This is a genomic window from Actinoallomurus oryzae (assembly GCF_039541955.1).
In the GTDB taxonomy this organism is placed as follows: domain Bacteria; phylum Actinomycetota; class Actinomycetes; order Streptosporangiales; family Streptosporangiaceae; genus Actinoallomurus; species Actinoallomurus oryzae.
The window spans coordinates 1-24,112 of sequence record NZ_BAABHF010000067.1 but is presented as its reverse complement, the minus strand read 5'-3'; the positions used below and the strand labels follow the sequence as shown (position 1 = coordinate 24,112).

The window sequence follows — 24,112 nt, the reverse complement described above, 5'->3', positions numbered from 1 at the left end:
CGATGGAGAATCCCGCATGACGCAGACAACGGTGGAAGCGCCGTCCAAGGATCGGGCCCAGATCCCGGCGCGCACCCTACGCAAGGACCGTTACTGGCTCAGCCCGCTGGCGACGTTCGTCTTCTTCCTGGCCTGGGTCGTCTACGCGACCGTGCGCTCGATGATGGGCAGCAGCTTCTGGGTGGACAAGTACCACTACCTGACGCCGTTCTACTCCCCGTGCGTCAGCAAGGCGTGCCCACCCGAGGCGGCGGACTTCGGCAGGTTCATACCCGACCACCTGCCGTTCTTCATCCCGTACGCGCTGATCTCGCTGCCGTTCCTGCTGGGGTTCCGGCTGACCTGCTACTACTACCGGAAGGCCTACTACCGGGCGTTCTGGCTGACGCCGCAGGCGTGCGCCGTCCCGGACAAGAGCCCGGTGCGCAAGACGCCCGGCGCCTACACCGGCGAGCGGCGCTTCCCGCTCATCCTGCAGAACGCGCACCGTTACTTCTGGGTGATCGCCGGCCTGATCTCCATCGTCAACACCTGGGACGCGATCAAGGCGTTCCACGGCGCGGACGGCGGCTTCGGCATCGGGCTCGGCACGATCATCCTGTGGGCCAACGTCATCCTGCTGTGGGCTTACACCCTGTCCTGCCACTCGTGCCGCCACGTCATGGGCGGGCGGCTGAAGAGCTTCTCCAAGGCTCCGATCCGCTACTGGCTCTGGACCCAGATCAGCAAGATCAACACCCGGCACGGGCAGTTCGCGCTCATCACGCTGGTCTCCCTGGCGGTGACCGACGCGTACGTCGCGCTCGTCGCGCACGGGGCCTTCTCCGACCTGCGGATCTTCAACTAAGGACCGACCACAAGTGACTGAAATCGAAAGGCTGCAGTTCGACGTCGTGGTCATCGGCGCCGGCGGTGCAGGCCTGCGCGCCGCGATCGAGGCCCGGCTGCAGGGCAAGAAGACCGCGATCATCTCCAAGTCGCTGTTCGGCAAGGCGCACACGGTCATGGCCGAGGGCGGCGCCGCGGCGGCCATGGGCAACGCCAATCCGAACGACAACTGGCAGGTCCACTTCCGCGACACGATGCGCGGCGGCAAGTTCCTCAACAACTGGCGCATGGCCGAGCTGCACGCCAAGGAGGCGCCGGACCGCGTCTGGGAGCTGGAGGCCTGGGGCGCGCTGTTCGACCGCACCAAAGAGGGCAAGATCAGCCAGCGCAACTTCGGCGGCCACGAGTACCCGCGCCTGGCGCACGTCGGCGACCGTACCGGCCTGGAGCTGATCCGCACCTGCCAGCAGAAGATCGTTTCGCTCCAGCAGGACGACCACAAGGAGCTCGGCGACTACGACGCCAAGATCCAGGTGTTCGCCGAGACGACGATCACCCGGCTGCTGAAGGACGACGAGGGCAAGATCTGCGGCGCCTTCGGCTACATCCGCGAGACCGGCAAGTTCGTGGTCTTCGAGGCGCCCGCCATCGTGCTGGCCACGGGCGGCATCGGCAAGTCCTTCAAGGTGACCTCCAACTCCTGGGAGTACACCGGCGACGGGCACGCGCTCGCGCTGCTCGCCGGCGCGTCGCTGATCAACATGGAGTTCGTGCAGTTCCACCCGACCGGCATGGTCTGGCCGCCCTCGGTCAAGGGCATTCTCGTCACCGAGTCCGTCCGCGGTGACGGTGGCGTGCTGCGCAACTCTGAAGGCAAGCGGTTCATGTTCGAGTACATCCCGGACGTCTTCAAGGACCAGTACGCGACCAGCGAGGAAGAGGCCGACCGCTGGTACGAGGACCCCGACAACAACCGGCGCCCGCCCGAGCTGCTGCCGCGTGACGAGGTGGCCCGCGCGATCAACGCCGAGGTCAAGGCCGGGCGCGGATCACCGCACGGTGGCGTGTTCCTCGACATCGCCTCCCGGCTGAAGCCCGAGCAGATCATCAAGCGGCTGCCGTCGATGCACCACCAGTTCAAGGAGCTGGCCGACGTCGACATCACTTCCGAGCCCATGGAGGTCGGCCCGACCTGCCACTACGTCATGGGCGGCGTGGAGGTCGACCCGGACACCGGCGCGGCGCTCGTGCCCGGCCTGTTCGCGGCCGGCGAGGTTTCCGGCGGTATGCACGGCTCCAACCGCCTCGGCGGCAACTCCCTGTCCGACCTGCTGGTCTTCGGGCGGCGGGCCGGCCTCGGCGCCGCGGAGTACGCCTCGGAGGTCACCGTCACGGTGCCGGAGCCCGAGATCGAGGCGGCGATGGCCGAGGCGCTCGCGCCGTACGAGCGCGAGGGCGGCGAGAACCCCTACGCGGTGCACCAGGAGCTGCAGCAGACGATGAACGACCTCGTCGGCATCATCCGCCGCGAGGAGGAGCTGGAGCAGGCGATCGAGGCCCTCGGCAAGCTGCGCGAGCGGGTCGGGTCCGTCTCCGTCGAGGGCGGCCGCGGTTACCACCCGGGCTGGCACCTGGCGCTCGACCTGCGCAACATGGTGCTCGTGTCCGAATGCGTCGCGAGGGCGGCGCTGGAGCGTCAGGAGAGCCGCGGCGGCCACACCCGCGACGACTACCCGAAGATGTCGGCCGAGTGGCGCAAGCTGAACCTCGTGTGCAGGTTGAGCGACGGCACCGTCGAGCTCAAGCGCCAGGACATGGAGCCGATGCGGGCCGACCTCATCGGCCTCTTCGAGCTCGACGAGCTGAAGAAGTACCTGACCGAGGACGAGCTCCCCGCTGAGGAGAAGTGAGATGGGCTACAAGGCGAAGTTCCGGGTCTGGCGCGGCGACGCCGGCAAGGGTGAGCTCAAGGACTACACGGTCGAGGTCAACGAGGGCGAGGTCGTCCTCGACGTCATCCACCGCCTGCAGGCGACGGAGGCGCCCGACCTGGCGGTCCGCTGGAACTGCAAGGCCGGCAAGTGCGGCTCGTGTTCGGCGGAGGTCAACGGCCGCCCGCGGCTGATGTGCATGACGCGGATGTCGACGTTCGACGAGGACGAGACGGTCACCGTCACGCCGATGCGCACCTTCCCGGTCATCCGCGACCTGGTGACCGACGTGTCGTACAACTACCAGAAGGCGCGCGAGGTCCCCTCCTTCGACGGAGGCGACGTCAAGCCGGGCGAGTTCCGCATGCAGCAGGTCGACGTCGAGCGCTCGCAGGAGTTCCGCAAGTGCATCGAGTGCTACCTGTGCAACAACACCTGCCACGTCATCCGTGACCACGAGGAGAACAAGGAGCACTTCGCCGGCCCTCGCTTCCTCATGCGGGTGGCCGAGCTGGAGATGCACCCGGCGGACGTGGCCGACCGGCGGCAGATCGCCCAGGAGGAGTTCGGCCTGGGCTTCTGCAACATCACCAAGTGCTGCACCGAGGTCTGCCCGGAGCACATCAAGATCACCGACAACGCCCTGATCCCGATGAAGGAGCGCGTGGTCGGCCGCCGCTACGACCCGCTGGTCTGGCTCGGTTCCAAGATCGGCATCGTCAAGCGCGACAAGGAGAAGGAAACCCCGAAGGCGTAAATTCCGTTGCGAAAGCCCGGCCCAGACGCCGCCGGGCTTTCGCGTTTCTTACCGGATCGGGCCGTCGCACGGCGACGCAGAGGCCACCACCCGCACCTGGGTGGTCGGAAACGAAAGCGAGTTCGCCGGACGAGATTGGAGTACTTTCGGCCCGAAGATGTATGACCTTGAAATTGCTGAGCAGTCTTTCCGCTAACTCAAGAAGCATGCATCACTGTATATTCCACAGCAGGGCGAGAAGCTCTGGGGCATACCTCCTAATATCCGGGCGAACTCGCCGCACGCAGGATCACATTTGCTGCGCACATACCGCCGGCTCTGAGTGCCGCCAGCGCGCTCGCCATGCGATCAGCCGCTCGCCGCCGCTGGCCTGCAGTGATGCAGAACCCCAAACCGCCGCTGCGCGACGCGCATGAGCCCAGCCAGATCCGCGGTCGCGTCCCGGCCGGGAGACACTCCCCGAATAAAGATCTCAATCCATGCGTCACGCGACCCGCATGTGAAGGCCGCGGCGGTGAAGTACGGAAGCCGGGCACTCGGCGAGTGGACCGTAAAGCCGGTGCCGAGCGTGGCGGGCAGGCGGGTCGGATGATCGGACGCGACATCCTTCGTCCGTCCCGCGATCTCGCTCTGGCCGCCTGTCACATCCCACTGCACGGTGAGCGGCCCGTATCTCTGCTCGTCCTTCACCGCGCACATCGAAAGGTCCTCGCCGATCCCGGCGTTTCGTACTTCATACAGGCTCCCTGAGACACCGGTGACCTGGCTCAGCGCGCGCCGGGAGACCAGGTCGCACCAGTACGGCGCCATGTCGGGCACGGATCCGACAGAGGCGACACGGCCGAGCGGCGACGTCACCGTCGGCCGCGGGGGAGGCCGTCTTTCGTGGTGATCGGACGAGCAGGAACTCATCAGCGTGACGGACGATACGAGGGCCATCACCCGCCCTGCCTTACGGTGTCTCATCGGTATCGTTGAAACTGCTGATCGCGTCGTCATGGCTGTTTTTTATAACCGTCTCGACCTGCTGGCTCATCTGCGGAGCCGCGAAGTTTTTAACCTGGGACCAGTCGATGAAGCGCGACCGCGCCTGATCGTCCCACTGGCTCGGCGGGAGGATCTTTCCCTTATCGTCGGCGAACGGCTCGCCCGATGCCGTGCCTCCAGAAGCGTTGAAACGGTCGATCGCGACGGATAGCGACATGTGGCGTAGCAGTTTGCGTACCGCCTCCTCGTTGGTGGCGACCTTCGTGTCCTGTGCTACGGACCCTCCGTCCTGCTGCATGTGCTGAAAGAGCCACGCACCCACCTTGCCGTACTGCTGGCCAGCGAGTTCACCGTAGACACTCGCGGGCACGCCGCTGAAGAGTTTCGCATACGGGACGGGAACGAGTCCGATCCCTTTGTCGATCAACTCCTTGATCTGAGCGTTCGCCGTATCGACCGTCACGCCACGGGCGACGAGCGCCTCATGGCGCAGCGCGAGGAGGTGACCGAGGAAACCGCCCTCTGCGATCAGCATGTTATCGACGCCTTCGGCGGGACGCTGATCGAGCAAGGCGCGTGAGCGGCCGATCGCGTTCTCCACCAGGGACATGAATCCATCGTCGGACTGACCAGCCTCGGCCAAGAGCGCGTCGACGTCTCGCGGGGAGGGCAGAAATTTCGGTGGTTCGCTACCACTGATGTCCGCGAATATGCTGTCTTCCAGGTCCTTGAGGTGAGAGCACATAATGGCCCCTAGACTGGGACGGAGGCCGGACAGATCGTCGGCGTGGCCATCTACGTTGGTGAACTTTAGTTTGTGGTCCTTGCCATAGGTGAAGTATTTCCGCGTATCGCGGCCGAGCAGCTCGCTGGTCTCCTTGAAGAGCTTCTGCGACACCGGGTCGTGGCCGGACATCGCGGCGCTCATCGCCTGGCCGAGCCTGGTGCCATGGTCGGTGTAGGCCCACAGGGGGCGACGCTCGTGTAGGAGGTATTCGAGGTCGGAGTTTCTCTGGCCAGGCGGCGTGTGGTTCAGGAGGGCCTGCGATCCGTCCTTGCTGAAGCCGGCCGCGTGTAGTAGTCCGTTCAAGAAGTCCGTGCGTCCCTGGGACGGTGGATCCGTCGTGGCCCTTTCGCCCTCTGGGGTGAGCGCCCAGCCCAGGTGCAGGAGACCGGCCAGGTCGGGGATGGGTGCCGATCCGTCCTCCGGACGATGATGCGGCAACCCGGGCACATACGGGGACACGACCGGAGGCGGCTTTCTCGGGAGAGGATGCCTCGGGCGGTGTTCTCGGTCATAGGCGACCATATCTGTCCCGACGACCTGCATGAACTGGGCTGAAAAGGGCGGGTGCCCGTCGCTCATGTCGAGAAGAGTCGCAAGGGACTGATAGCCGTTGTACGTGTCGTTGGGTCCGCCTACGGGGAAGCGGTGATCGGCGCGTCCTTGGGTCTTGAGCTGATCCAAGAACGCATCGCCGAGATAGCCACTACTCGCCGGATTCGTCCCTACCGCGAGCGCCTTGCTGAGCATCTTCAGCGCACTCTGGACGCCCGCCTCATCGGCTCCGAGGTTGGGATTATGAGCGTCCATGGCCGTCCGTAGCCGTTGCGCGAGAGCGGCCGGCAAGGTGATCACTCCGTCTGCTCCCAGTCGCTGGAGCAGAGATCTGGCGAAGTCAGGGTTGTTCGCCTCCGGGGCGTACTTCATGAGCCGGCTGAGGGCCTTCCGGTCGCCGGCCGCGGCCTTATTCGCGAGATCGGCCGCCTCCAGGCCGTCGAGTCGGCTCTGAAGGGCGTCCAGCCGGTCGGGAAGATCCCAGAACGTCCCCCCGGACGTACGGAAATCAAAGCCGATCTTCTGGCGCTCCATCTCGTGGATCAGACGCTGACGACGCTGGAGATCGGCCGTCTGTTTCCGCAGACGGCCGGCCACCTCACGGATCCGGATCGCCGGGAAAGTATCGAGCTGTGCCTTGTTCAGCTCCGCCCACAGTGCCTGGGCGAGCTCCTCGATCTGCGAGGCCGCTCGCGAGTGGCTGCTCACCAGCATGTCGAACGCCGGCTGCTTGCCCCCTACGAAGTTCGGATTGATCGTCGGGTCGCCGCTCATGAGGTCTTGGGTAGCCCGGCGAGCTTGTCCTGCGCGCTGCGCACCGCCTTGGCGAGTTGTCCCTGAAGCTCGCTCCGATACGAATGCACGGCTGTGCCGAAGCGGCGGCCGGCGGGCCCCATCCAGGCTCGGTCATCCATGTAACCGCACGTCGGATCCAACGCATGCCAATATTGGTCGGACAATTGTTGGATTCGGGCCACCGCGGCTTGCAACTCCTGAGTCAGTGCACGGAGATCCCGTCCGCCACGACGCTCGCCCCCCATACGGGTCTCGTTGCGGCAATGCAAAGGCAATCTTTGCACCTTGTTGGGACGCTGTCATCCTCAAAAGAGAGAGTCGCAGCGTTGAATACCCCACTTCGACCACACCGCAAAACCGGCATATGCTGCTAAAACACTTATGACCGCGCACCAAGGCCCCTCCGGTTCCGGGCACCTGTCCAACGGGTCCCTGCCCGGCCCGACCCGCCGACCGGCCGCCGGGTTTCATCATGCGGGCGGAACAAGAGAGGCTTTGGCGGCTCGGTCACGTGAAGAGCGGTCGTTGTCGGTCTAGCCTTTGACGGTGGAAGCCGAGGAGACCGCGATGTCAAACCCCCACGACGATCCCGGGCACCGTCCCCCGCCACCGCGGCAGGGCGAGCCCCAGCCGTCGTACCCGGGCGGACCACCGCCCCCGCCTTACCAGACCGACCCGCACGCCTACCCGGGTCCGCCGCCGCAACCCGGCGGTCCCTGGCAGGCTCCGCCTCCCGGCCATGGCGCGCCTCCTCCGCCGCCGGGCTACGCGCCACGTGGTCGCGGGAACAAGGGCTTCTTCGGAACGCTCTTCGATGTCAACTTCGATCACATGCTCACCGTCAGGTTGGCACGAACGATCTATACCTTGATGACGGTCCTGATCACTATGTTCGCGCTGGTCGTACTGTGGTATGGACTGTCGTTCTTCACCTGGAACCCGACGCTCGCCGTAATGACGATCGTCGCTGCGCCCTTGATCTGGCTATTCGACCTCGTCGTGATCCGTGTGTTCATGGAGTTCGTCATCAACCAGTTCAAGATCACGGAGCATCTCAAGGCGATGCGGGAGCGGGAAGGGCTTCGCTGATCCCTGTCCTGGGCGCGCGCGGGCGCGTTAGGCTCGCACAGGCAACGGCGGACGTGGCGAGGGACGGGTAGTGGCGGACATCGAGCGGCCGTCCGACACGCGGCGCGATGAGTTCGGGACGCGCCGCGACACCGACCGGCCGGACACGACCCGTCGCGACGGTGAGCCGTCCGCGCCGCCCTCGCTCGTACGGCTCCCGGCCGAGCTGTCCGGCCGGCTCACGCTGCTCGGCGAGCTGCCCACGCAGGGCGCCGAGTCCGACCTCCTGCACGTACGCGACGCCGCGGGCACCGAGCTCGTCGTCAAGCTGTTCCGCCGCGGTTTCACCGCCGACCGCGAGGTCTGGCAGAAGCTGCCCACCCTCGACTCGCCGCACGTCGTGCGCATCCTGGAGACCGGGCACGCCGAGGGCCGTGACTACGAGGTCATCGAGTACATCGCCGCCGGCAACCTGAGGGCCGTCGGGTCACGGCTGCCGCCCGCGCTGGTCGCCGAGGTGGTCGCGCAGCTCGCGGCCGGGCTCGGCCGCCTGCACCGGGCGGGCATCGTGCACCGCGACCTCAAACCGGAGAACGTCCTGGTCCGCGGCACCACGCCGATGCGCCTCGCCATCACCGACTTCGGGCTGAGCCGGGTGATCGAACAGAGCGTGGTGTTCGCGTCGTCGTCGCGGACGCTGGCGTACGCCGCGCCGGAGTCGCTGTCCGGCCAGGTCTCCCCCGCCCGTGACTGGTGGTCGCTCGGCATCATCGTGCGCGAGCTCCTCACCGGCCGTACCCCGTTCGCCGGCATGAGCGAGACCGCCGTCGTCGACCACCTCGCCACGCGCACCATCGACTGTGACGACATCGCCGACCCGCGCATGCGGTTGCTCTGCCGCGGCCTGCTCACCCGTGACCCCCGACGGCGCTGGACCCGCGAAGAGGTCGAGCGCTGGCTCGCCGGCGAGAGTCCGGCCGTCGCCGAGCCCGAGCCGCCGCGCGTCTCGCCGCTCGCGGCCGGCGCCGCGCGGGGCGCTCTGGCATTCGGCGGGCAGACCTACACCGACCGCGCACAGTTCGCCCGTGCGCTCGTCGCCGACTGGGACAACGCCGCGCGCTACTTCTTCGGCACCATGTTCACCCCGGTCGGGCCGAGCGAGGCGTGGCAGGCGCTGCGCGAGTGGCTGAGCGGCTTCGACGACGACTCCGAGGGCCGCATCCGCCTGATCGACCAGTCACTGACCGGCGACCGCCCGCCGAACGTCAAGCTCCTGCACCTGGTGCGCTGGCTCGACCCGACGCTGGAGCCGTACTATCTCGGGCTCCGCGTCCTGCCGGAAGACCTGCCCTCGCTCGCGGGCGTGGTCGACGACCCGCGCCACCCCGACCGGGCCACCGCCGCCCGCGTCGTACGGGAGCTCTGGGAGCTGCACCTGCTGCCGGAGTTCGCCGCGTTCGCCGGAGGCGACGAACTTCCGGCGATCAACGACCGCTGGCACGGGCTCGCCGCCGAGTGGAACCGCCTCGCCGGCTGGCTGCGCTCCCAGCTGCCGCGTACGGCGAGCCGCCTCCCCGACGCGGGTGCCCGCGGGCTGGACGAGCCTCCCGTGGTGCTCGCGACCCTCCTCGCGCTGGCCGGCCGGCCGGCCGAGACGGAGGACGCGCTGCGCTCGGCCGCCGTACGGGCGCGGGAGCAGGTCCGGGAGCCGGTTCCCTGGTTCGGCTGGCTGTCCGAGCAGGTCGGAGACGATCCGCTGCGCCTCTTCGCCCTCGTACGCGCGGCGCCCGACGCCGTGCTGGAGATCGAGGGTGCGGCCCGCCACCGGCAGGAGGCCGAACGCCGGACCGCCGAGGGTCTGCGCCACTGGAACGAACGCGAGCGCCGGCGCCTCGCCGGCCGTCCTGCCGCGATGGCCCGGGCCGTTCTGTGGACGCTGCCCCTGCTGGTCGTGTGGGCGGGTGGCGGATGGCTCCTGGCCCAGCTCCGCCACGCCGCGCGAAGCGACAGCTACGGCGGTGTCGGCGCGGTCGGCGCTCCCACGACACTGCTCGTGGTCGCCGCGGTCGGCACCTGGCTCGTCGGCGTCGCCTGCGAGGTCCTCCTCGCGTCGCGCCAGGGCGCCGACTACCTGCCGCTCGGGCCGTGGTCCTGGCTGGCCAAGGGCCTCGGCGGGGTCAAGCGAGGCGTGTCGGGCGCCTCCCGCACACTGTCGGGAGCCACGCGGCGCCGTGGTCCGGCCGGGTGCGGCGTGCTGCTGCTCGTCGCGGTGGTGCCGATGGTCGTCTTCCTGGTCGTGGTGGCCATGGTGATCTCCATCGCCTGGCTGCTGTGGCTGGCGGTCATGGTGGCGGCGGCGATCGCGCACGTGGTGATGACCGGAGTCCGGGCGCAGCGGTGGCGGCAGGAGCGTGAGCGTACGAAGGAGCAGGCCGTGGGAGGGCGACTGTGAGCAGCGGCGTCGAAGCCGACATCGCACTGGACGCGGCGGTCATCGCCAGCCTCGGGCTGATCCGCGTGCTCGGTGGCGCGGCCGGGCTGGCCGCCGCCGGCACGGGTGTGCTCGCCGGGCTGGCCGAGGAGCGCGCCGAGGTCCGGGCACGCCGGCTCCAGGAGATCCGGCACCACGAGCAGGCGATCGCCGAGGTGCTCGACCGCAACGCGCGCATCGCCGCGCTCGCCTCGTCGGCCAAGGAGAACGACGCCCAGATCGCGTTGCCGCTCCCCTTCGAGCCCGCCGAGAAGACCGCCGGCGAGCTCGTCGCCTGGTGCGCCGAGACCGACGCCGCCCTGGCCACGGCCGAAGAGGAGCTCGCCACCGCCATCGCCTCCACCGTGACCGGCCGCATCTTCGCTCCCGCCGCCGAGACGCTGAAGGCCACGGCACCGGCCGCGTCGCCGCCGCCCGCCGCCACCGCGCTCGCCACCACGCTGGCCCGGGTCCTCGCCCGGCTCCTGCCCGACACCACCGAGGCCGACCGGCGCCGTGTCACCGAGGCCGCCGAGGAGGCCGCTTCCGCCACCACGCAGGGGGAGGCCGAGAGCCGCCTCACCGAGGTGCGCATCCGCATCCAGGAGGCCAACGAGCACGCCCGCAGGCGGCGCGACGACCGTGCCGCCGCCGCGCGGTTCGTCCGCGAGCTGGAGACCCATCCCGCCGCCGGCGACGTACGCGCGCGGCTGGCCGAGGTCGCCGAGGGCGCCGCAGCCCTCGACGAGGGGCTTCGTGCCGAGGCCGTACGCCTCGTCGGCGACCTCCAGCGCGAGGCCGAGCGCCGGTACGTCACGACCGCGCTCCAGGAGGCGTTCGCGGGCCTCGGCTACGAGGTGGACGAGGGCTTCGAGACCCTGACCGCCGACTCGGGTGAGGCCGTCCTCACCCGGGGCGACTGGTCACAGCACGCGGTCAAGGTCCGTGTCGACGAGGCGCGGCGGATACGCATGGCGCTGCTGCGCACCGAACCCGCCGAGAGCGACGACCAGCGGCGCCTCGACCTCGAGCGCGAGGAGCAGTGGTGTGCGTCGTTCGAGGCCGCCCGCGAGCGCCTCGAACAGGCCGGCATCCACGCCGACGTGCGCTGGCGGATCGAGCCGGGCGAACAGCGCCTTCCGGTCACACGGCGGCGCAGCGACCGCCGGCAGCCCCAGGCCCGGCACCGCGAACGCGACCGCTGACCCGCCCGGACCCGCTCGACCCCGGCCCGGTCAGACCTGGCCGCGCTTGCCGCGGGCGCGGATGCGCTCGCGCTCCTTGGAGTCCAGGACCACCTTGCGCAACCGGATCGCGGCCGGGGTCAGCTCCACGCACTCGTCGTCGGCGATGAACTCCAGCGCCGCCTCGAGGCTGAGCACGCGCGGCGGGGTGAGGCGTTCGAAGACCTCCGCGGTCGAGGACCGCACGTTGGTCTTCTGCTTCTCCTTGGTGATGTTGACGTCCATGTCGTCGGCACGGGAGTTCTCACCGACGATCATTCCTTCGTACACCTCGGTCGCCGGGGCGACGAACAGCGTGCCGCGCTCCTGGAGGTTGAACATCGCGTACGCCGTGGCGGCACCGGTCCGGTCGGAGACCAGGGATCCGGTCGGCCGGGTGCGCAGCTCGCCGAACCACGGCTCGTAGCCCTCGAACACCTGGTGCGCGATGCCCGTGCCACGGGTCTCGGTGAGGAACTCGGTGCGGAAACCGATCAGACCACGCGCCGGCACGAGGAACTCCATCCGGATCCAGCCCGTGCCGTGGTTCGTCATGTGCTCCATACGGCCCTTGCGCACGGCCAGGAGCTGGGTGATCGCGCCGAGGTACTCCTCGGGCGCGTCGACCGTCAGCCGCTCCACCGGCTCGTGCACCTTGCCGTCGATCTCCTTGGTGACGACCCGCGGCTTGCCGATGGTGAGCTCGTACCCCTCGCGGCGCATCGTCTCCACGAGGATCGCGAGCGCCAGCTCGCCACGTCCTTGGACCTCCCACGCGTCGGGCCGCTCGGTCGGCAGAACGCGGATCGAGACGTTGCCGACGAGCTCGCGGTCCAGGCGGTCCTTGACCAGCCGCGCGGTGACCTTCGTGCCCTTCTCGCGGCCCGCGAGCGGGCCGGTGTTGGTGCCGATCGTCATGGAGATGGCCGGCTCGTCGACGGTGATCAACGGCAGCGGACGCGGGTCCTCCGCGTCGGCGAGCGTGTCGCCGATCATGATGTCCGGGATGCCGGCGATGGCGATGATGTCGCCCGGACCCGCCTCCTCGGCGGCCTTGCGCTCGAGCGCATCGGTCATCATCAGCTCAGTGATCTTCACCCGCTCGATGGTGCCGTCGTGCTTGCACCACGCGACCTGCTGTCCCTTCTTGATGACGCCCGCGTGGACGCGGCACAGCGCGATCCGGCCGAGGTAGGAGCTGGCGTCCAGGTTGGTCACGTGCGCCTGCAGCGGCGTGTCCGGGTCGTACGACGGGGCCGGAATGGTCTCGCGGATCACCTGGAACAGCGGCTCGAGGTCCTCGCTGTCCGGCAGCCCGCCGTTGTCGGGCTTGGTGAGGCTCGCCCGGCCGGCCTTGGCCGAGGCGTACACGATCGGGAAGTCGATCTGGTCCTCGGACGCGTCGAGGTCGAGGAACAGCTCATAGGCCTCGTCGACCACTTCGGCGATGCGCGCGTCGGGCCGGTCGACCTTGTTGACGACGAGGATGACCGGCATCTTCGCGCTGAGCGCCTTGCGGAGCACGAACCGGGTCTGCGGCAGCGGGCCCTCGGAGGCGTCCACGAGGAGGACGACGCCGTCCACCATCGACAGGCCGCGCTCGACCTCGCCGCCGAAGTCGGCGTGCCCCGGCGTGTCGATGATGTTGATGGTCATGCCGCCGTGGCGGACCGCGGTGTTCTTGGCGAGAATGGTGATGCCCTTCTCGCGCTCCAAATCGTTGGAGTCCATGACCCGCTCGTTGACGTCCTGGTTCTCGCGGAACGCGCCGGACTGCCAGAGCATGGCGTCGACGAGAGTGGTCTTGCCGTGGTCGACGTGGGCGACGATGGCGACGTTGCGCAGATCGTCCCTGATGGCGGTGGGCATGCGTGCGGGTCTCGCTTCGTGGGTGTGGGAGTGGCCGCGGGATCCACGCGGCGACCACAAGTCTACTTGGCCGACCGGGGCGCCTTGGCCGACCGGGCGGCTTGACCCCCGTGCGGCCCAGGGCGGCGGCACCGGGCAGATGCCCGGAAGTGGCAGATGCCAGGGAAGTATCGGTATTGACGGCAACCGATCCGGCACCCTTCGCGTCGAACGATTGTGCGGGGCGCCTCGATCCTGGCCGGAGCATTCACCGGGGCGTCTCGCGCACTTATGTCCGGCGCCGCCACAGCACCGAGGAGCAGGTGTGACCGACTGGAGAGCCCCGGGCTATACGGAACTGCGCGAGTTGGGCACGGGTGCCTTCGGCCGGGTCGTGCTGGCGCGCCACGATGGGTCCGGCACCCTCGTGGCGATCAAATATCTCTCCGTGGAACGTCTCGGCGGCGACCGGTTCCTGGCCCGGTTCCGCCAGGAGGCCCGGATCCTGGCCACTCTCCACAGCCCGCATGTCACCCGGCTGTACGAGTACGCGGAGGCAGAGGGCGCCGCAGCGATCGTGATGGAGGCGGTCTCCGGCGCGTCCCTTCGCGCGGTACTGGACGCACACGGCCCGGCCGGCCCCGAGGCCGCCCTCGCCGTGCTGAAGGGCTCGCTGGTCGGCCTCGGCGCCGCCCACTCCGCAGGGATCGTGCACCGCGACTACAAGCCCGGGAACGTGCTGGTCCAGAACGACGGACAGAGCAAGATCGCCGACTTCGGGATCGCGGTCCGCTCCGGCCAGGCCGACGTGCCGGCCGGAACACCGAAGTACATGGCCCCCGAGCAGTGGACGGGCGGCCATGCCGCACCTTCCACCGACGTGTACGCCGCGACGTGCGTCTTCTTCGAGTGCGTCAGCGGCCGTCCGCCGTACGAAAGCACCGACCAGGACGCCCTCAAGCACCTCCATCTGACCGCGCCGGTCCCCGTTGAGGACGTCGCCGAGCCGATACGCCCGCTCGTCCTACGCGGCATGGCGAAGAACCCGTCCGACCGGCCGTCGTCGGCACTCGACTTCGTCGGTGAGCTGGAGCTGATCGCGACCGAGGCCTATGGACGCGGCTGGGAACGGGCCGGCCGGCGCCACCTGGCCGAGATCGCCGCCGCGCTGGCCGCGCTCTCCCCTCTGGCGATCGCGCTGGGCACCGGATCGGGCGGTGGAGGCGGGGCCGCAGGTGGCGGCATGGGCGGACCGGGCGGTGGAGGAACAGGCGGTGGAGGGGCAGGCGGTGGAGGAGCGGGCGGCACGGGCGGAGGCGCCACCGGTGGCGCGAACGGCGGCACGGGCGCGACCGGCAACGGGGCCGCGAAGACCGTGCTCGGCCACGCGGGCGCCAAGGCGGGCGCGGCCGTCGTCGGCGCGATCGTCGTCGGAGCGGCGGCCGTCTTCGTCATCGTGAACCACGGCGGCGCCCGCGAACACCACGGACCGCCCCGGTCGGCTGCGCCGAAGGGCCCCACCATCGCGTTCGCCTCGTTGACCGAGCGGTACACGCGCCCGGCCCTCATGGTCGCGGGGAAGTACGTGCGTATCGACGGCCTGCGCGACCCGGCTGTGGCACAACGCGTGAACCGGGAACTGCGAGCGCCACTTGATGAACAACTGCGGCGCTACCGCGTGGCCCGTGTCGCGGATGCCGGGGGCATCGGGGTGAAGAACCCGGCGATCGCGACAGGCATCGAGCTCGGGCTACGCGGTCCACGGCTGGTGGCGGCACGCTACGTCTTCAAGGCCCACAACGCACCGCTCACTCCGTTGGATCTGGGCACCACGCGTGCCGTCACCGTCGACCTCACCACCGGCCGGCGACTCAGGGCATCGGACATCCTCCGGCCCGAGGCCGTCACCCGATCCGGCCTGGCCGACCTCGAACGGCGCATCTCCGACGCCGCTCCCGGCAAGGGACTCTGCGCCGGGAGCGAGAGGTCCGGCGAGGACACGCTGAGCGCCCGCACCCTCGACAATGACGACAAGGAGACCCGGGTACTCGATCTGATGCCGACGGGAACGGGCCTCCAGTTCGACGTCATGCCTCCGCTGCTGGGCTACTTCTGGGCATGCGCCGAGACCGTGATCACCGTTCCGTACGACAGGATCTCCGATCTCGTGCGGCCGGAGGTGCTCGCGCTGATCAAGGCTTCGGCGGCCGACCCGTCGCCTTCTCCCTCATGAACCGGTGCCGAGATGCCGCTCGAGCGTCTCGACCTTGGAGGTCAGGCCCTCCGACACTCCCTCGCGCATGTCGGCCTTGAGCACGAGGCTGACCCGCGGCGCCCGGGCGGCGACCGCGTCGACCGCCCGGCGGACCACGTCCATCACCTCGTCCCACTCCCCCTCGATGCTGGTGAACATCGCGTCGGTCCGGTTGGGCAGCCCGCTCTCCCGTACGACGCGCACCGCGTCGGCGACGTACTCCCCTACCGACTCGCCGACGCCCAGCGGCGTCACGGAAAAGGCAACGATCATCAAGACTCCTTGAGGTGCGCACGTACCGCCTCGATCACGGGCAGGTCGGCCGGCAACCACGCTACGTCGAACAGCTCCGCCTCACTCAGCCAGCGCAGATCCGAATGCTCGAGGGCCTCCGGCTCGCCCTTCGCGATCGTGGCGGTCCAGACATGCATGACATAACCGTTGTGCAGCGGCCAGTCATCCCCGATCCGCCGTCCGACGGTGACCTCGATACCGAGTTCCTCGCGGCATTCACGGGTGAGCGCCTCTTCGACCGTCTCGCCGGGCTCGACCTTTCCGCCGGGAAGCTCCCAGCCGCCCACCAGTTCAGGCGGTGCCGCCCGCTGTGCCGCCAGAAGCCGGCCCCCGGCGATGATCGCCGCCCCGACGACAAGACCGCGCATGCCGGCCCACCTCCCTCTCATTAGCCGACGCCCCGACCGCGTGCCGTCGCTCCGGACTCAGACGTCTCTTCGCCGTCAGAGGTGCTTCGTCGGACCGTTGTGCCCGTTGTGCGCGGTCGGCCGGGTGAAGCCGACCGCTCCGCCGGGATAGGTCTTGTAATTCTGGAGCTTCACCACGTCGCCGGTGTGCGGGGCGACGATCATGATGCCCTTCTGAGGGTTGTAGACGATGCCCACGTGACCCGGCCCACTGTGGCCGGGCTTGTAGTCGAAGAAGACGAGATCGCCCGGCTGCTCCTTGCCCTTGGGCACCGACGCGCCCCACCAGTACTGCGCGTCGGACAGCCGGGGGATGGTCACACCGGCGGTTCGGTAGGCGGTCATCGTCAGGCCAGAGCAGTCGAAGGTGTCCGGGCCGACGGCCCCGTAGACGTACCGCTTGCCGAGCTGGGCTTTGGCGAACGTTATGACCTTGGCGACGACGGCGTTCGGGGCGGCGGGGGCACCGTTCATGTCGGCGCACGTCGGGCCGTTGGCCTGCACCACGTTGAAGGTTCCGCTCGCGTACTTCTGCGCCGTCGACAGCACGTTGTTCACGTACGAGACCAAATGGTTGTACGCGAAGATCGCCGAGCGCATGTGGGTGGGCGCGCCGTCGTGCTTGAGGAGGCGCGCGGCGGCGGGGATGGCGTCCGCGGGATCGTAGCGGTCCTTCTTCCCGTCGTTGTTGCCGTCGACGCCGAACATCTTCCAGGTGCCGGGGATGAACTGCATCGGTCCGCCCGCGTGCGCGAAGTTCTCTCCGCTGAGCACGCCAGGGGCCTTGAGCGTCCCGTGGTGGGTCTCCACCCATCCGATGCCGGCGAGGACGTTCCACGGGATGCCGTACTGCTGGCCGGCCTTCTTGTACAGCGCGAGGTAGTTCGACGGGATGCTGTTGGCGTCCCCCGACTGCTGGGGCTGCGTGGCGGCTCCGGAGGTGTCGGTGCAGTCCCCTCCGCCCGCGGCGCCCTGGTACAGCTGGTTGGCGCCGAAGAAGAGCGGAATCGCCACGAGGCTCAGCAGGAACATCGCGGCGGTGCCCGCGATGATGACGATCGGTAGCCGGACCGCACCCCGGTCCGTACGGGCGAAACGATGAAGCGAGACAAAGCGGCGGCTGTTCATGCGCCCCCCGAAGCCGCTGCCTATCTTCCTCAGGCGCCGGCGAAGCCTCATTTCCTGCCTCTCACTTATCACCTACGTCTGCCGGTGCGAACGCGTAGACCACCCAGCCGCCGCCGGAACGCGTCATCGTGACCGCGTACTGCTGGCTGGAGTCGGTCGTCTTCCCTCCCTTGGTGATGTGCTGTTTCCCGGTCGCGAGAAAGATGAGCTGGTCCTTGGACATGTCCCGGATCGAGTCCAGCGTGGCGTCGCACGTGGAGCTCTCCTGGTCCTGCTTCCGCTGGGCGATGGTCCCGGGTGCCGCGACCCCCTGCTGGAGCTGGTTCAGCACGTCGGAGGTGACCAGGGTGCGCATCCGGTTGAGGTACGCCTGCGGGTCCTCGTCGAACCGATAGGTGCCGTACGCGGCGGTGAAGCGGCGTGCGACGTCCGCCGCGGTGGTGAAGTCCTTCTGCGTGAACGGCAGCAGCGAGAAGATGTCGTACGAACCGGGCGATGGCGTCGGCCCGCTCACCGGCGAGGCGCTGCCCGTGGACGGCGGCGCACTCGGCGTGGGTGTGCTCGCGTGCTCGGCACGCGCGCCGTGGTGCCCTCCGCCGCTACCGATCGTGAGGAACACGCCGACCGCCGCCAGTACGACGACGAGTCCCCCGAACAGCCATTTGCGCTGACGGTCCGTCAGATCCATCCGTAGCTCACTCTTCGCCGTCGTCGCGTTTCACCGGGCGCAGCCAGAACGGCATGGCCGGTGCCTCCTCACGGGACTTCCCGGACCACAGCGGTGGCGCCTGCCGGGCGCCGCCTTCCGTGCCGTCGGTGTCCCGTCTGCCGGCGCCGGACGCGGGATCCCGCCTGCCGCCCGATCCGCCCTTGGCCGACCCGCCGGGCCGGCCGGAGCCGGGCCGTGCCGCCGTGCGGCCGCCACCGGACCGGCCTCTGCCTCCGCCCGAGCCCTCCTTTTCGCCGCCGCCGAACCAGCCGCGGCCTCCGTTGCCGCCGTCCTGGCGCCGGGGCGACGCGCCGCCGCCGCCGGAGCCCGAGCCGCCGCTGCGGCCACCGCCGCCCCAGCTGGGCCCGATGGCCGACGCGGGCGGCCGGCTGTTGCCACCGCTGGGCGCGGACGGCCGGTCTTCGCGCGCGGGCGCGCCGCCGGCCGGTGGCCGCGTGGAGCCTCCGGACGCACCGGACCCGCTGGGCCGGAGCCCTCGGATCGCACCGCCGTTCGCCCTCCCGCCGGACGGTGACGTGGGAGGCTGCGCCCGCGGGGACAGGTTGAGCGGCGGCGCGCTTCCGCGCGGCGCGCCGGCGGCCTTGGCCGCCAGCTGGGACGCGCGGCTCCGCCGCTCGGACCCGGCCGGAACCGCGCCGCCGGCCTGCTCTCCGTCGTCGGTCATGACGAGGCTCGGCGCGGTCGTCGCCGCCCCGGACTCGCGCTTCGCCGCCCAGCGTCCGAACCGGTAGCCCGCGGCTCCCGGCACCGCCGCCGTGGCGACCGCGGTGGTCCGCTTACGCGTCTCTCGTACCGCCTGGTCGAGATGCTCCTCACTCTTACGCGAGCCGACGGCCGAGTAGCCGACGGCGGCGAAGAGATGCTGGAACGGCTTGCGGTAGATGAACGCCGCGAGCGTCACCAGAGAGATGAGCAGGATCTGCAGCCCCCAGGGCAGGCTCTCCGCCATGACGAGGCCGTAGCACCACAGCAGGAGGGCGAGCACGCCGATCAGCGCCGCCTGTTTCAGCAGCGTCGACAGCAGCAGCTCGAACCACCGGATGGCGATGACCCGCCCGATCCCCGGATGGATGCCGATCCCCAGGAAGATCGGCCCCGCCACCAGCAGGAGCAGGAACGATATCTTCAGGACCATCAGCATGACCGCGATGATGAGGACGAGCAGGCCGGCCACGAGCGCGGCGAGCAGCGCGCCGAAGGAGACCGCCAGGCGCGAGGTCCAGTTCTTCCCTTGGAAGAGCGGATAGACGCCGGGATAGTTCTCCTTGATGTTCTTGGTGACGGCCTTGTAGTCGTCTGCCTTCTGGCCGACGTCCGGTTTCTTGCCCGAGTAGGTCTCGGTGAGGTCGACCGCCTGCGACGACAGCAGCTTCGCGCCGTTGTCCTGCACGATCTTGCTCTTCGCGTCGTCGGTGCCGAACTCGCCCATCAACCACGGCTTGCAGACCAGCGTCACCCACAGCCCGTTGGCGTTACGGGTGACCGCGTCGTTCTGCACCGCCTGCTGCGCCCCGGGGCCGCCGGGGATGCAGGCCGAGGCGTTGGCGTTGCTCTGCGGCAGCGCGGCGTTGAACGCCGCCGTCGCGCCGTTCGACACTTTCGTGCCGAGTGTCGTGAAGTCGCTGGGTCTGCCGATCAGCCAGACGAGGGCGACCATCGCCATGACCATCCAGATGGTGCCCTCCGCGACCCGGCTCGCTCGTCGCCGGATCAGTCCCCACCAGGCCAGCCACAACGCGCCGAGGATGACCACCCATGACCAGTACTTGGCGCCGAAGGTGTTGCCCATGCCCTTGATGACGCCGTCGACGGTCTTCTTCAACCAGCCGAGCAACGACTCCGACGCCGCCGCCTCATAGATGGTGATCGTCGTCCGGTCGAAGGCCTTCGCCAGCGTGAAGACCACGTTGGAGATGGAGTTGCCCACCATCGCCATGGCGTCCGAGCAGCCCATGTCGACCGCGTGCCAGGACTGGCCCTCGGTGCCGTAGCGGTCGTAGTAGGTCAGCCGGTCCGGTGGCGACTTCTGCAGTTGCTGGCTCGGGTAGTCGGGCGGCTTGACCATGCCGTCGATTCCGGACCCGTACTCCTCCGGAGAGGGATGGTCGGCTGGCGAACAGGCGTCGTTCGGATTCGATCCCGGCGCCGTCGGAAGGGGCGGAACCGGTGCCGCGCTGGCCACGCCCAAGGGGCTGAGGACGAAGACGGCCATCAGGCAGAGGATGAGAAGCGACCTGCGCTTCCGCCGTGGTTTTGCGGGCCCCGCCGCCTTTCGCCGGCGGCGGGTGGGGGGCACCCTCATCGCGGGACCTCCTGGGTGGCTTCGGTCGCCGGGTCGTGCGGAGCGCTGTGCGGGCCGGGGGGCGTTGCGTCGTCGGCGCGGCCGTTGGGGGCGGCGGTCTCGCCGGGCTTGGAACGCGTGGGGTTGGTGTCGAGCCAGCGGAGCAGCTCTTCGGAGACGAGGTCGACCCCGATGCGGCCCGCGCGGCCGTCCAGGTCGCGGAAGATGCACTCGCCGTTGCCGAGGTTCCGAAGGACCGCCCGGTGCTCGTCGGAGTTCTCCACGCCGAGCAGGGCCATCACGTTGCCGACCTCGTTGCGCTCCGTCGAGCGGAACGAGTAGACGGACGACAGGCAGTTCGTCACCTGTTCATTCAAGAGGTCCCCGGCGTTCTGTGAGACCAGAATCAAGGCGGTGTTCCGGGATCGCCCCATACGTGACACTTCGGGGATCAGCTTGGCGCCCTCCGGTGTCTGAGTGATCGCCCATGCCTCGTCGAGGAAGATGGCCTTCGGCAGGTGCCGGTCGAGGCCGTGCATCAGCCGTCGCGCGAACTGTGAGACGAGGTACATCAGCGCGACCGACAGCCGCTGCTCGTAGGAGTAGTCGTCGCGGTTGATGGCGACGTCGGGCAGGGTCAGGCCGCCGAGGGTGAACACCGTCGTCCACCCGGCCGTGTCGATGCGCTCTCCGCCGGACGGGTCGAAGCACAGCCGCGCGAGCCGCATCTCCGACATCGAGCGCAGCACGGCACCGAGGTTCTTCGACGCTGGATCGTCGGAGGCGTCGAGATAGTCGACGACCTTGCCGAGCGAGGGCTGCGGCTGGTTGGCCACCGCGCCCACGGCCTGGATCATCGCCGACTCGCGCTCCTCCGACATGCGCGGCAGGAGCAGGCGGAGCGTCTCGGTGGCCATGGTCTTCTTGGCGGCGAGGTCGTCGCCGAAGCTGAACGGGTCGAGCAGGCCCGGCGCGGCCGAGCCGAGCGGCAGCACGCGGGCGCGGCGTCCGCGCCGGCGCAACAGCTCGACCAGGGACTCCGCGTCGCCCTTGGGGTCGATCGCGGCGACCGTGACGCCGCGCAGCGCCATCTGGTAGATCAGCAGCAGCGCCAGCGTCGTCTTCCCGCCGCCGGGCTCGCCGGTGATCGCGACCGCGGTGGGCCGGTTGCGGGCGGCGGCCACGAGCGGGTCGAAGTGCACCACCGAGCGCGCGCGGCCGAGAGTCTCGCCGATGTACGGGCCGACCCATCCGGCGGAGTTCTGGTCGAGCCGGTCGCCCAGATCGACCGTCGCGGTGGGCATGCCGCCCGCGATCGTGCGCAGCGGCTGCCGCTGTGCGTAGGCGTTGACCCGGATCCGGTCGCCCGGCAACGACTCGCAGAACAGGGAGAACTGGTCGCCGGTCGAGCACACGATGTCGATGCCGAGGTCGCGGTAGTGCTCGACCACGGCGTCGACACGCTGCTGGAGCAGCTCCTCGGTCGGCGCGGAAACGATCAGCCGGTGCCAGCCGTACACGAAGGGCAGCCGCTCCTTGGTGATGCCGTGTTCGAGCATGCGGGCGGCGTCGATCTGTTCGGCGAGGGCGATGGGCGCCTCGGCGCCGGCCTCCCGGATGTGCTGGTCCATGTCGCGGGCGTGCGCCAGCTTGCGCGACACGTCCTTGGAGGCCTTCGCCGGCGGGACGAGCTTCATCCGCGCCGACACCTCGACCGGGAACGGCAGCGCGTCGGCGTAGTGCAGCCACGGCTCGCCGTCCGGGAACGGCATCAGGTCCGGGAACCGGGCGAACGACAGGTAGGCGGCGTACGACGAGCCGTCCGGCTGCTCCATCCGCAGGTTCGACCGGCCGTTGATGATCGCGCCCTCGACCAGCGTCTCGATCTCGCCGGCTCCCCAGGTGCGGCGCGGCGTGGCCGACGGTGGCGGATCCGTGAGGGACCCGCTGGCGGCGTGCTGGAACAGCCACGCGACCTCGGTCGAGGACGCGTGCCGCGCGTACAGCGCGCTGCCGCTGAGCGCCCGGCCGATCCGCTCGGCCTGCTCGGTCCAGCGCCCGATCTCCTTGGCCGAGATCGCGTCGTCGTGCAGGCCGAGCGCCTCTTCGCTGCGCTTGTAGAAGCCGAACAGCTGGCGGAAGGCGCCCCCGGACAGCTGCGCGCCGACCCCGCGGGGGCCGAGCCGCACACCGAGGTAGACCTCCTTGGTCCAGAAGTCCTTCGACCAGACGTGCGCGTACATCTCTTCGAGGTAGTCGCGCCAGCCCGGGCCGCCGTCAGAGGTCTGGTCGAGCGCCAGTGCCCACTCGGCCGCGGGGTAGGTGCGGTGGGCGATCCGCAGGTGGATCTCGGCGTCCTGCATGCGGATGCCGGCCATCGCGATGGTGATGTTGGTGGCGAGGGCCTCGCGCTCCTCGGCGGTGGTGAACTCGTACGACACCGTCGGCAGCCGGAAGTACGCCCACGCCGCGTTGTCGGTGAGCAGGATCCGGTCGTCGAAATACCGCACGGCCAGCCTGCTGCGGACCTTGGACGTCCTACTCATTCGGGGGCTCCCGCTCCTCACTCACTCCGCGGACGGACACGCATTTCGGCCAACACCGTTTCGGGCCGGCACCGTTTTCGGCCAACGCAGTCTCCGGTCGCGCTCTGCGCGCGCCGCCTGCGGACGGGCTCATCGCGAGACCTCCTGCCGTGGGTAGCGGTCGGGTACCTGGACGAGGCCGCCGGCGACGACGCCGCCGAGCGCGATGTAGGCCTTCCGGGTCGACGCGCGCAGAGCGCGCAGCTCATTGCGCGGCGCCCGGTCGAGGCTGAGATGGTCGTCCCAGGGGATGCGGACGAGCGCCCGGCAGCGACCGCGCGCGACCGACTCGGCCTGCTCGACGTCCTCCATGCTGCGACGGCTCACTCCGTTGATCACCGTGACGGCCTTCGAGCGCAGGTCCTCGTACCCGTGCCCGTCGAGCCACTCGAACGTCATCGCGACCGCACGCGGCGCGTCGGAGCTGGCCGGGGCGACCAGCACGATCTGGTCGGCGTACGGCAGCACCCGGGCCACGACCGCGGCCGCGGCGTCGAGCAGTGTGATCGAGTAGAAGCGGTCGAGCGTGCGCATCGCGAGGGCGTAGTCGCGGTCGTCGAGGGCCTGGACCGGGTTCTTGCCCGCCGCGACCACCTCGAGCCCGGACTTGGCCACGGAGGTGTAGCGGCGCATCATCTGGTAGCCGGTGACCTGCTCGGCGTGCGTGATCAGCGACGTGAGCGTCTCGCGGGTCTCGCTGCGGGTGCGCCGCGCCATGGCCCCGGGGCCCGGGTTGACGTCGACCGCCACGATGCGGTCGCCGCGGTGCTGGGCGAAGGTGTGGCCGAGCATCAGCCCGGTCACCGTCTGCCCGGCGCCACCGGTGCAGCCCAGGACGACGACCCGGCGTGCGCCCTCGAACGCGGTGCGCACCCGCTGCTCGTAGTCGCCGTCTCCCTGGCCGCCGCCGGAGAAGATCCGGCGGATCCCGCGGCTCTCGTCATCACGGCCCTCGTGTTCGGGCGCGGGCGTCGGCATCGGGCCGGGCCGCACGGGTGAGGCCGGGCCCGAGCGGACGCCGCGCGCCGGCGACTCGGGCGGTGCCGCGGTCGGTTCGGTCCATGCCTGCGGGGCCCGTGCCGCCGGCGCCTTGGGGCGTGCCGGGGCGCCGGGACGCGCGGCGCCGCCGCGCTGCGGAGTGGCGGACGGCGGCAGCGGGACCTGCGCGGGGGGTGTCGGACCGGCCG

At 69.6% G+C, this 24,112-nt stretch carries 17 protein-coding genes; 7 read left to right on the top strand and 10 right to left on the bottom strand.

Going from position 1 to position 24,112, the window contains the following annotated elements:
* The first annotated feature begins 16 nt into the window (after nt 1–16).
* The 3 genes from ABEA10_RS48570 to ABEA10_RS48560 are packed head-to-tail and all read left to right on the top strand — an operon-like array spanning nt 17 to nt 3,516.
* Nucleotides 17–847 carry a hypothetical protein gene (locus tag ABEA10_RS48570; protein ID WP_345475500.1) on the top strand — a complete coding sequence of 277 codons (831 nt, stop codon included), beginning with the start codon at nt 17–19 and terminating at the stop codon, nt 845–847.
* Between the two features lie 13 nt (nt 848–860).
* The gene (locus ABEA10_RS48565) at nt 861–2,738 is read left to right on the top strand and encodes a fumarate reductase/succinate dehydrogenase flavoprotein subunit (RefSeq protein ID WP_345475499.1); all 1,878 of its coding nucleotides are present in this window, start codon (nt 861–863) and stop codon (nt 2,736–2,738) included.
* 1 nt (nt 2,739) lies between these two features.
* Nucleotides 2,740–3,516, top strand: coding sequence for a succinate dehydrogenase/fumarate reductase iron-sulfur subunit (locus tag ABEA10_RS48560; protein ID WP_345475498.1), 777 nt, complete (start codon nt 2,740–2,742; stop codon nt 3,514–3,516).
* 348 nt (nt 3,517–3,864) lie between these two features.
* Here ABEA10_RS48560 and ABEA10_RS48555 read toward each other — a convergent pair whose 3' ends face one another.
* Nucleotides 3,865–4,335, bottom strand: a complete 471-nt coding sequence (locus ABEA10_RS48555; RefSeq protein WP_345475497.1) for a hypothetical protein — start codon at nt 4,333–4,335, stop codon at nt 3,865–3,867.
* A gap of 133 nt (nt 4,336–4,468) precedes the next feature.
* Nucleotides 4,469–6,616, bottom strand: coding sequence for a hypothetical protein (locus tag ABEA10_RS48550; RefSeq protein WP_345475496.1), 2,148 nt, complete (start codon nt 6,614–6,616; stop codon nt 4,469–4,471).
* A 567-nt stretch (nt 6,617–7,183) separates the two neighbouring features.
* On the opposite strand from ABEA10_RS48550, the gene ABEA10_RS48545 reads away from it, so the two are divergent.
* The 3 genes from ABEA10_RS48545 to ABEA10_RS48535 all read left to right on the top strand — a co-directional run bounded on the left by ABEA10_RS48545 (nt 7,184) and on the right by ABEA10_RS48535 (nt 11,380).
* The gene (locus ABEA10_RS48545; RefSeq protein ID WP_345475495.1) at nt 7,184–7,726 is read left to right on the top strand and encodes a DUF4282 domain-containing protein; all 543 of its coding nucleotides are present in this window, start codon (nt 7,184–7,186) and stop codon (nt 7,724–7,726) included.
* 70 nt (nt 7,727–7,796) lie between these two features.
* A complete protein-coding gene (locus tag ABEA10_RS48540; RefSeq protein WP_345475494.1) occupies nt 7,797–10,157 on the top strand; it encodes a protein kinase domain-containing protein in 2,361 nt (786 codons plus the stop codon).
* Nucleotides 10,154–11,380, top strand: coding sequence for a response regulator receiver protein (locus tag ABEA10_RS48535; protein ID WP_345475492.1), 1,227 nt, complete (start codon nt 10,154–10,156; stop codon nt 11,378–11,380). Before ABEA10_RS48540 ends, ABEA10_RS48535 begins: the two co-directional genes overlap by 4 nt.
* A gap of 30 nt (nt 11,381–11,410) precedes the next feature.
* Here ABEA10_RS48535 and typA read toward each other — a convergent pair whose 3' ends face one another.
* The gene (typA, locus tag ABEA10_RS48530) at nt 11,411–13,267 is read right to left on the bottom strand and encodes a translational GTPase TypA (protein WP_345475490.1); all 1,857 of its coding nucleotides are present in this window, start codon (nt 13,265–13,267) and stop codon (nt 11,411–11,413) included.
* A 304-nt stretch (nt 13,268–13,571) separates the two neighbouring features.
* Between typA and ABEA10_RS48525 the strand changes: the two genes are divergently transcribed.
* Complete coding sequence (locus ABEA10_RS48525) at nt 13,572–15,479, top strand: serine/threonine-protein kinase (RefSeq protein WP_345475489.1); 1,908 nt, start codon at nt 13,572–13,574, stop codon at nt 15,477–15,479.
* On the opposite strand, the gene ABEA10_RS48520 is transcribed toward ABEA10_RS48525, so the two are convergent.
* From ABEA10_RS48520 to ABEA10_RS48490, 7 genes are all read right to left on the bottom strand, one after another.
* A complete protein-coding gene (locus tag ABEA10_RS48520; protein WP_345475488.1) occupies nt 15,474–15,773 on the bottom strand; it encodes an MTH1187 family thiamine-binding protein in 300 nt (99 codons plus the stop codon). The genes ABEA10_RS48525 and ABEA10_RS48520 overlap by 6 nt on opposite strands.
* Nucleotides 15,773–16,162, bottom strand: a complete 390-nt coding sequence (locus ABEA10_RS48515) for a (deoxy)nucleoside triphosphate pyrophosphohydrolase (RefSeq protein WP_345475487.1) — start codon at nt 16,160–16,162, stop codon at nt 15,773–15,775. The genes ABEA10_RS48520 and ABEA10_RS48515 overlap by 1 nt, the downstream gene beginning before the upstream one ends.
* A gap of 75 nt (nt 16,163–16,237) precedes the next feature.
* On the bottom strand, nt 16,238–17,329 hold the full coding sequence (locus ABEA10_RS48510) for a C40 family peptidase (protein WP_345475486.1): 1,092 nt from the start codon (nt 17,327–17,329) through the stop codon (nt 16,238–16,240).
* Nucleotides 17,330–17,390: 61 nt separating this feature from the next.
* On the bottom strand, nt 17,391–18,017 hold the full coding sequence (locus ABEA10_RS48505; RefSeq protein WP_345475485.1) for a hypothetical protein: 627 nt from the start codon (nt 18,015–18,017) through the stop codon (nt 17,391–17,393).
* Between the two features lie 7 nt (nt 18,018–18,024).
* A complete protein-coding gene (locus ABEA10_RS48500) occupies nt 18,025–20,271 on the bottom strand; it encodes a type IV secretion system protein (RefSeq protein WP_345475484.1) in 2,247 nt (748 codons plus the stop codon).
* 86 nt (nt 20,272–20,357) lie between these two features.
* Nucleotides 20,358–22,886: an ATP-binding protein gene (locus ABEA10_RS48495; protein ID WP_345475482.1), complete on the bottom strand. Its 2,529-nt coding sequence runs from the start codon at nt 22,884–22,886 to the stop codon at nt 20,358–20,360.
* 129 nt (nt 22,887–23,015) lie between these two features.
* Nucleotides 23,016–24,112: MinD/ParA family ATP-binding protein (locus ABEA10_RS48490; protein WP_425551066.1), on the bottom strand; the 1,097-nt coding region annotated here is incomplete at its 5' end.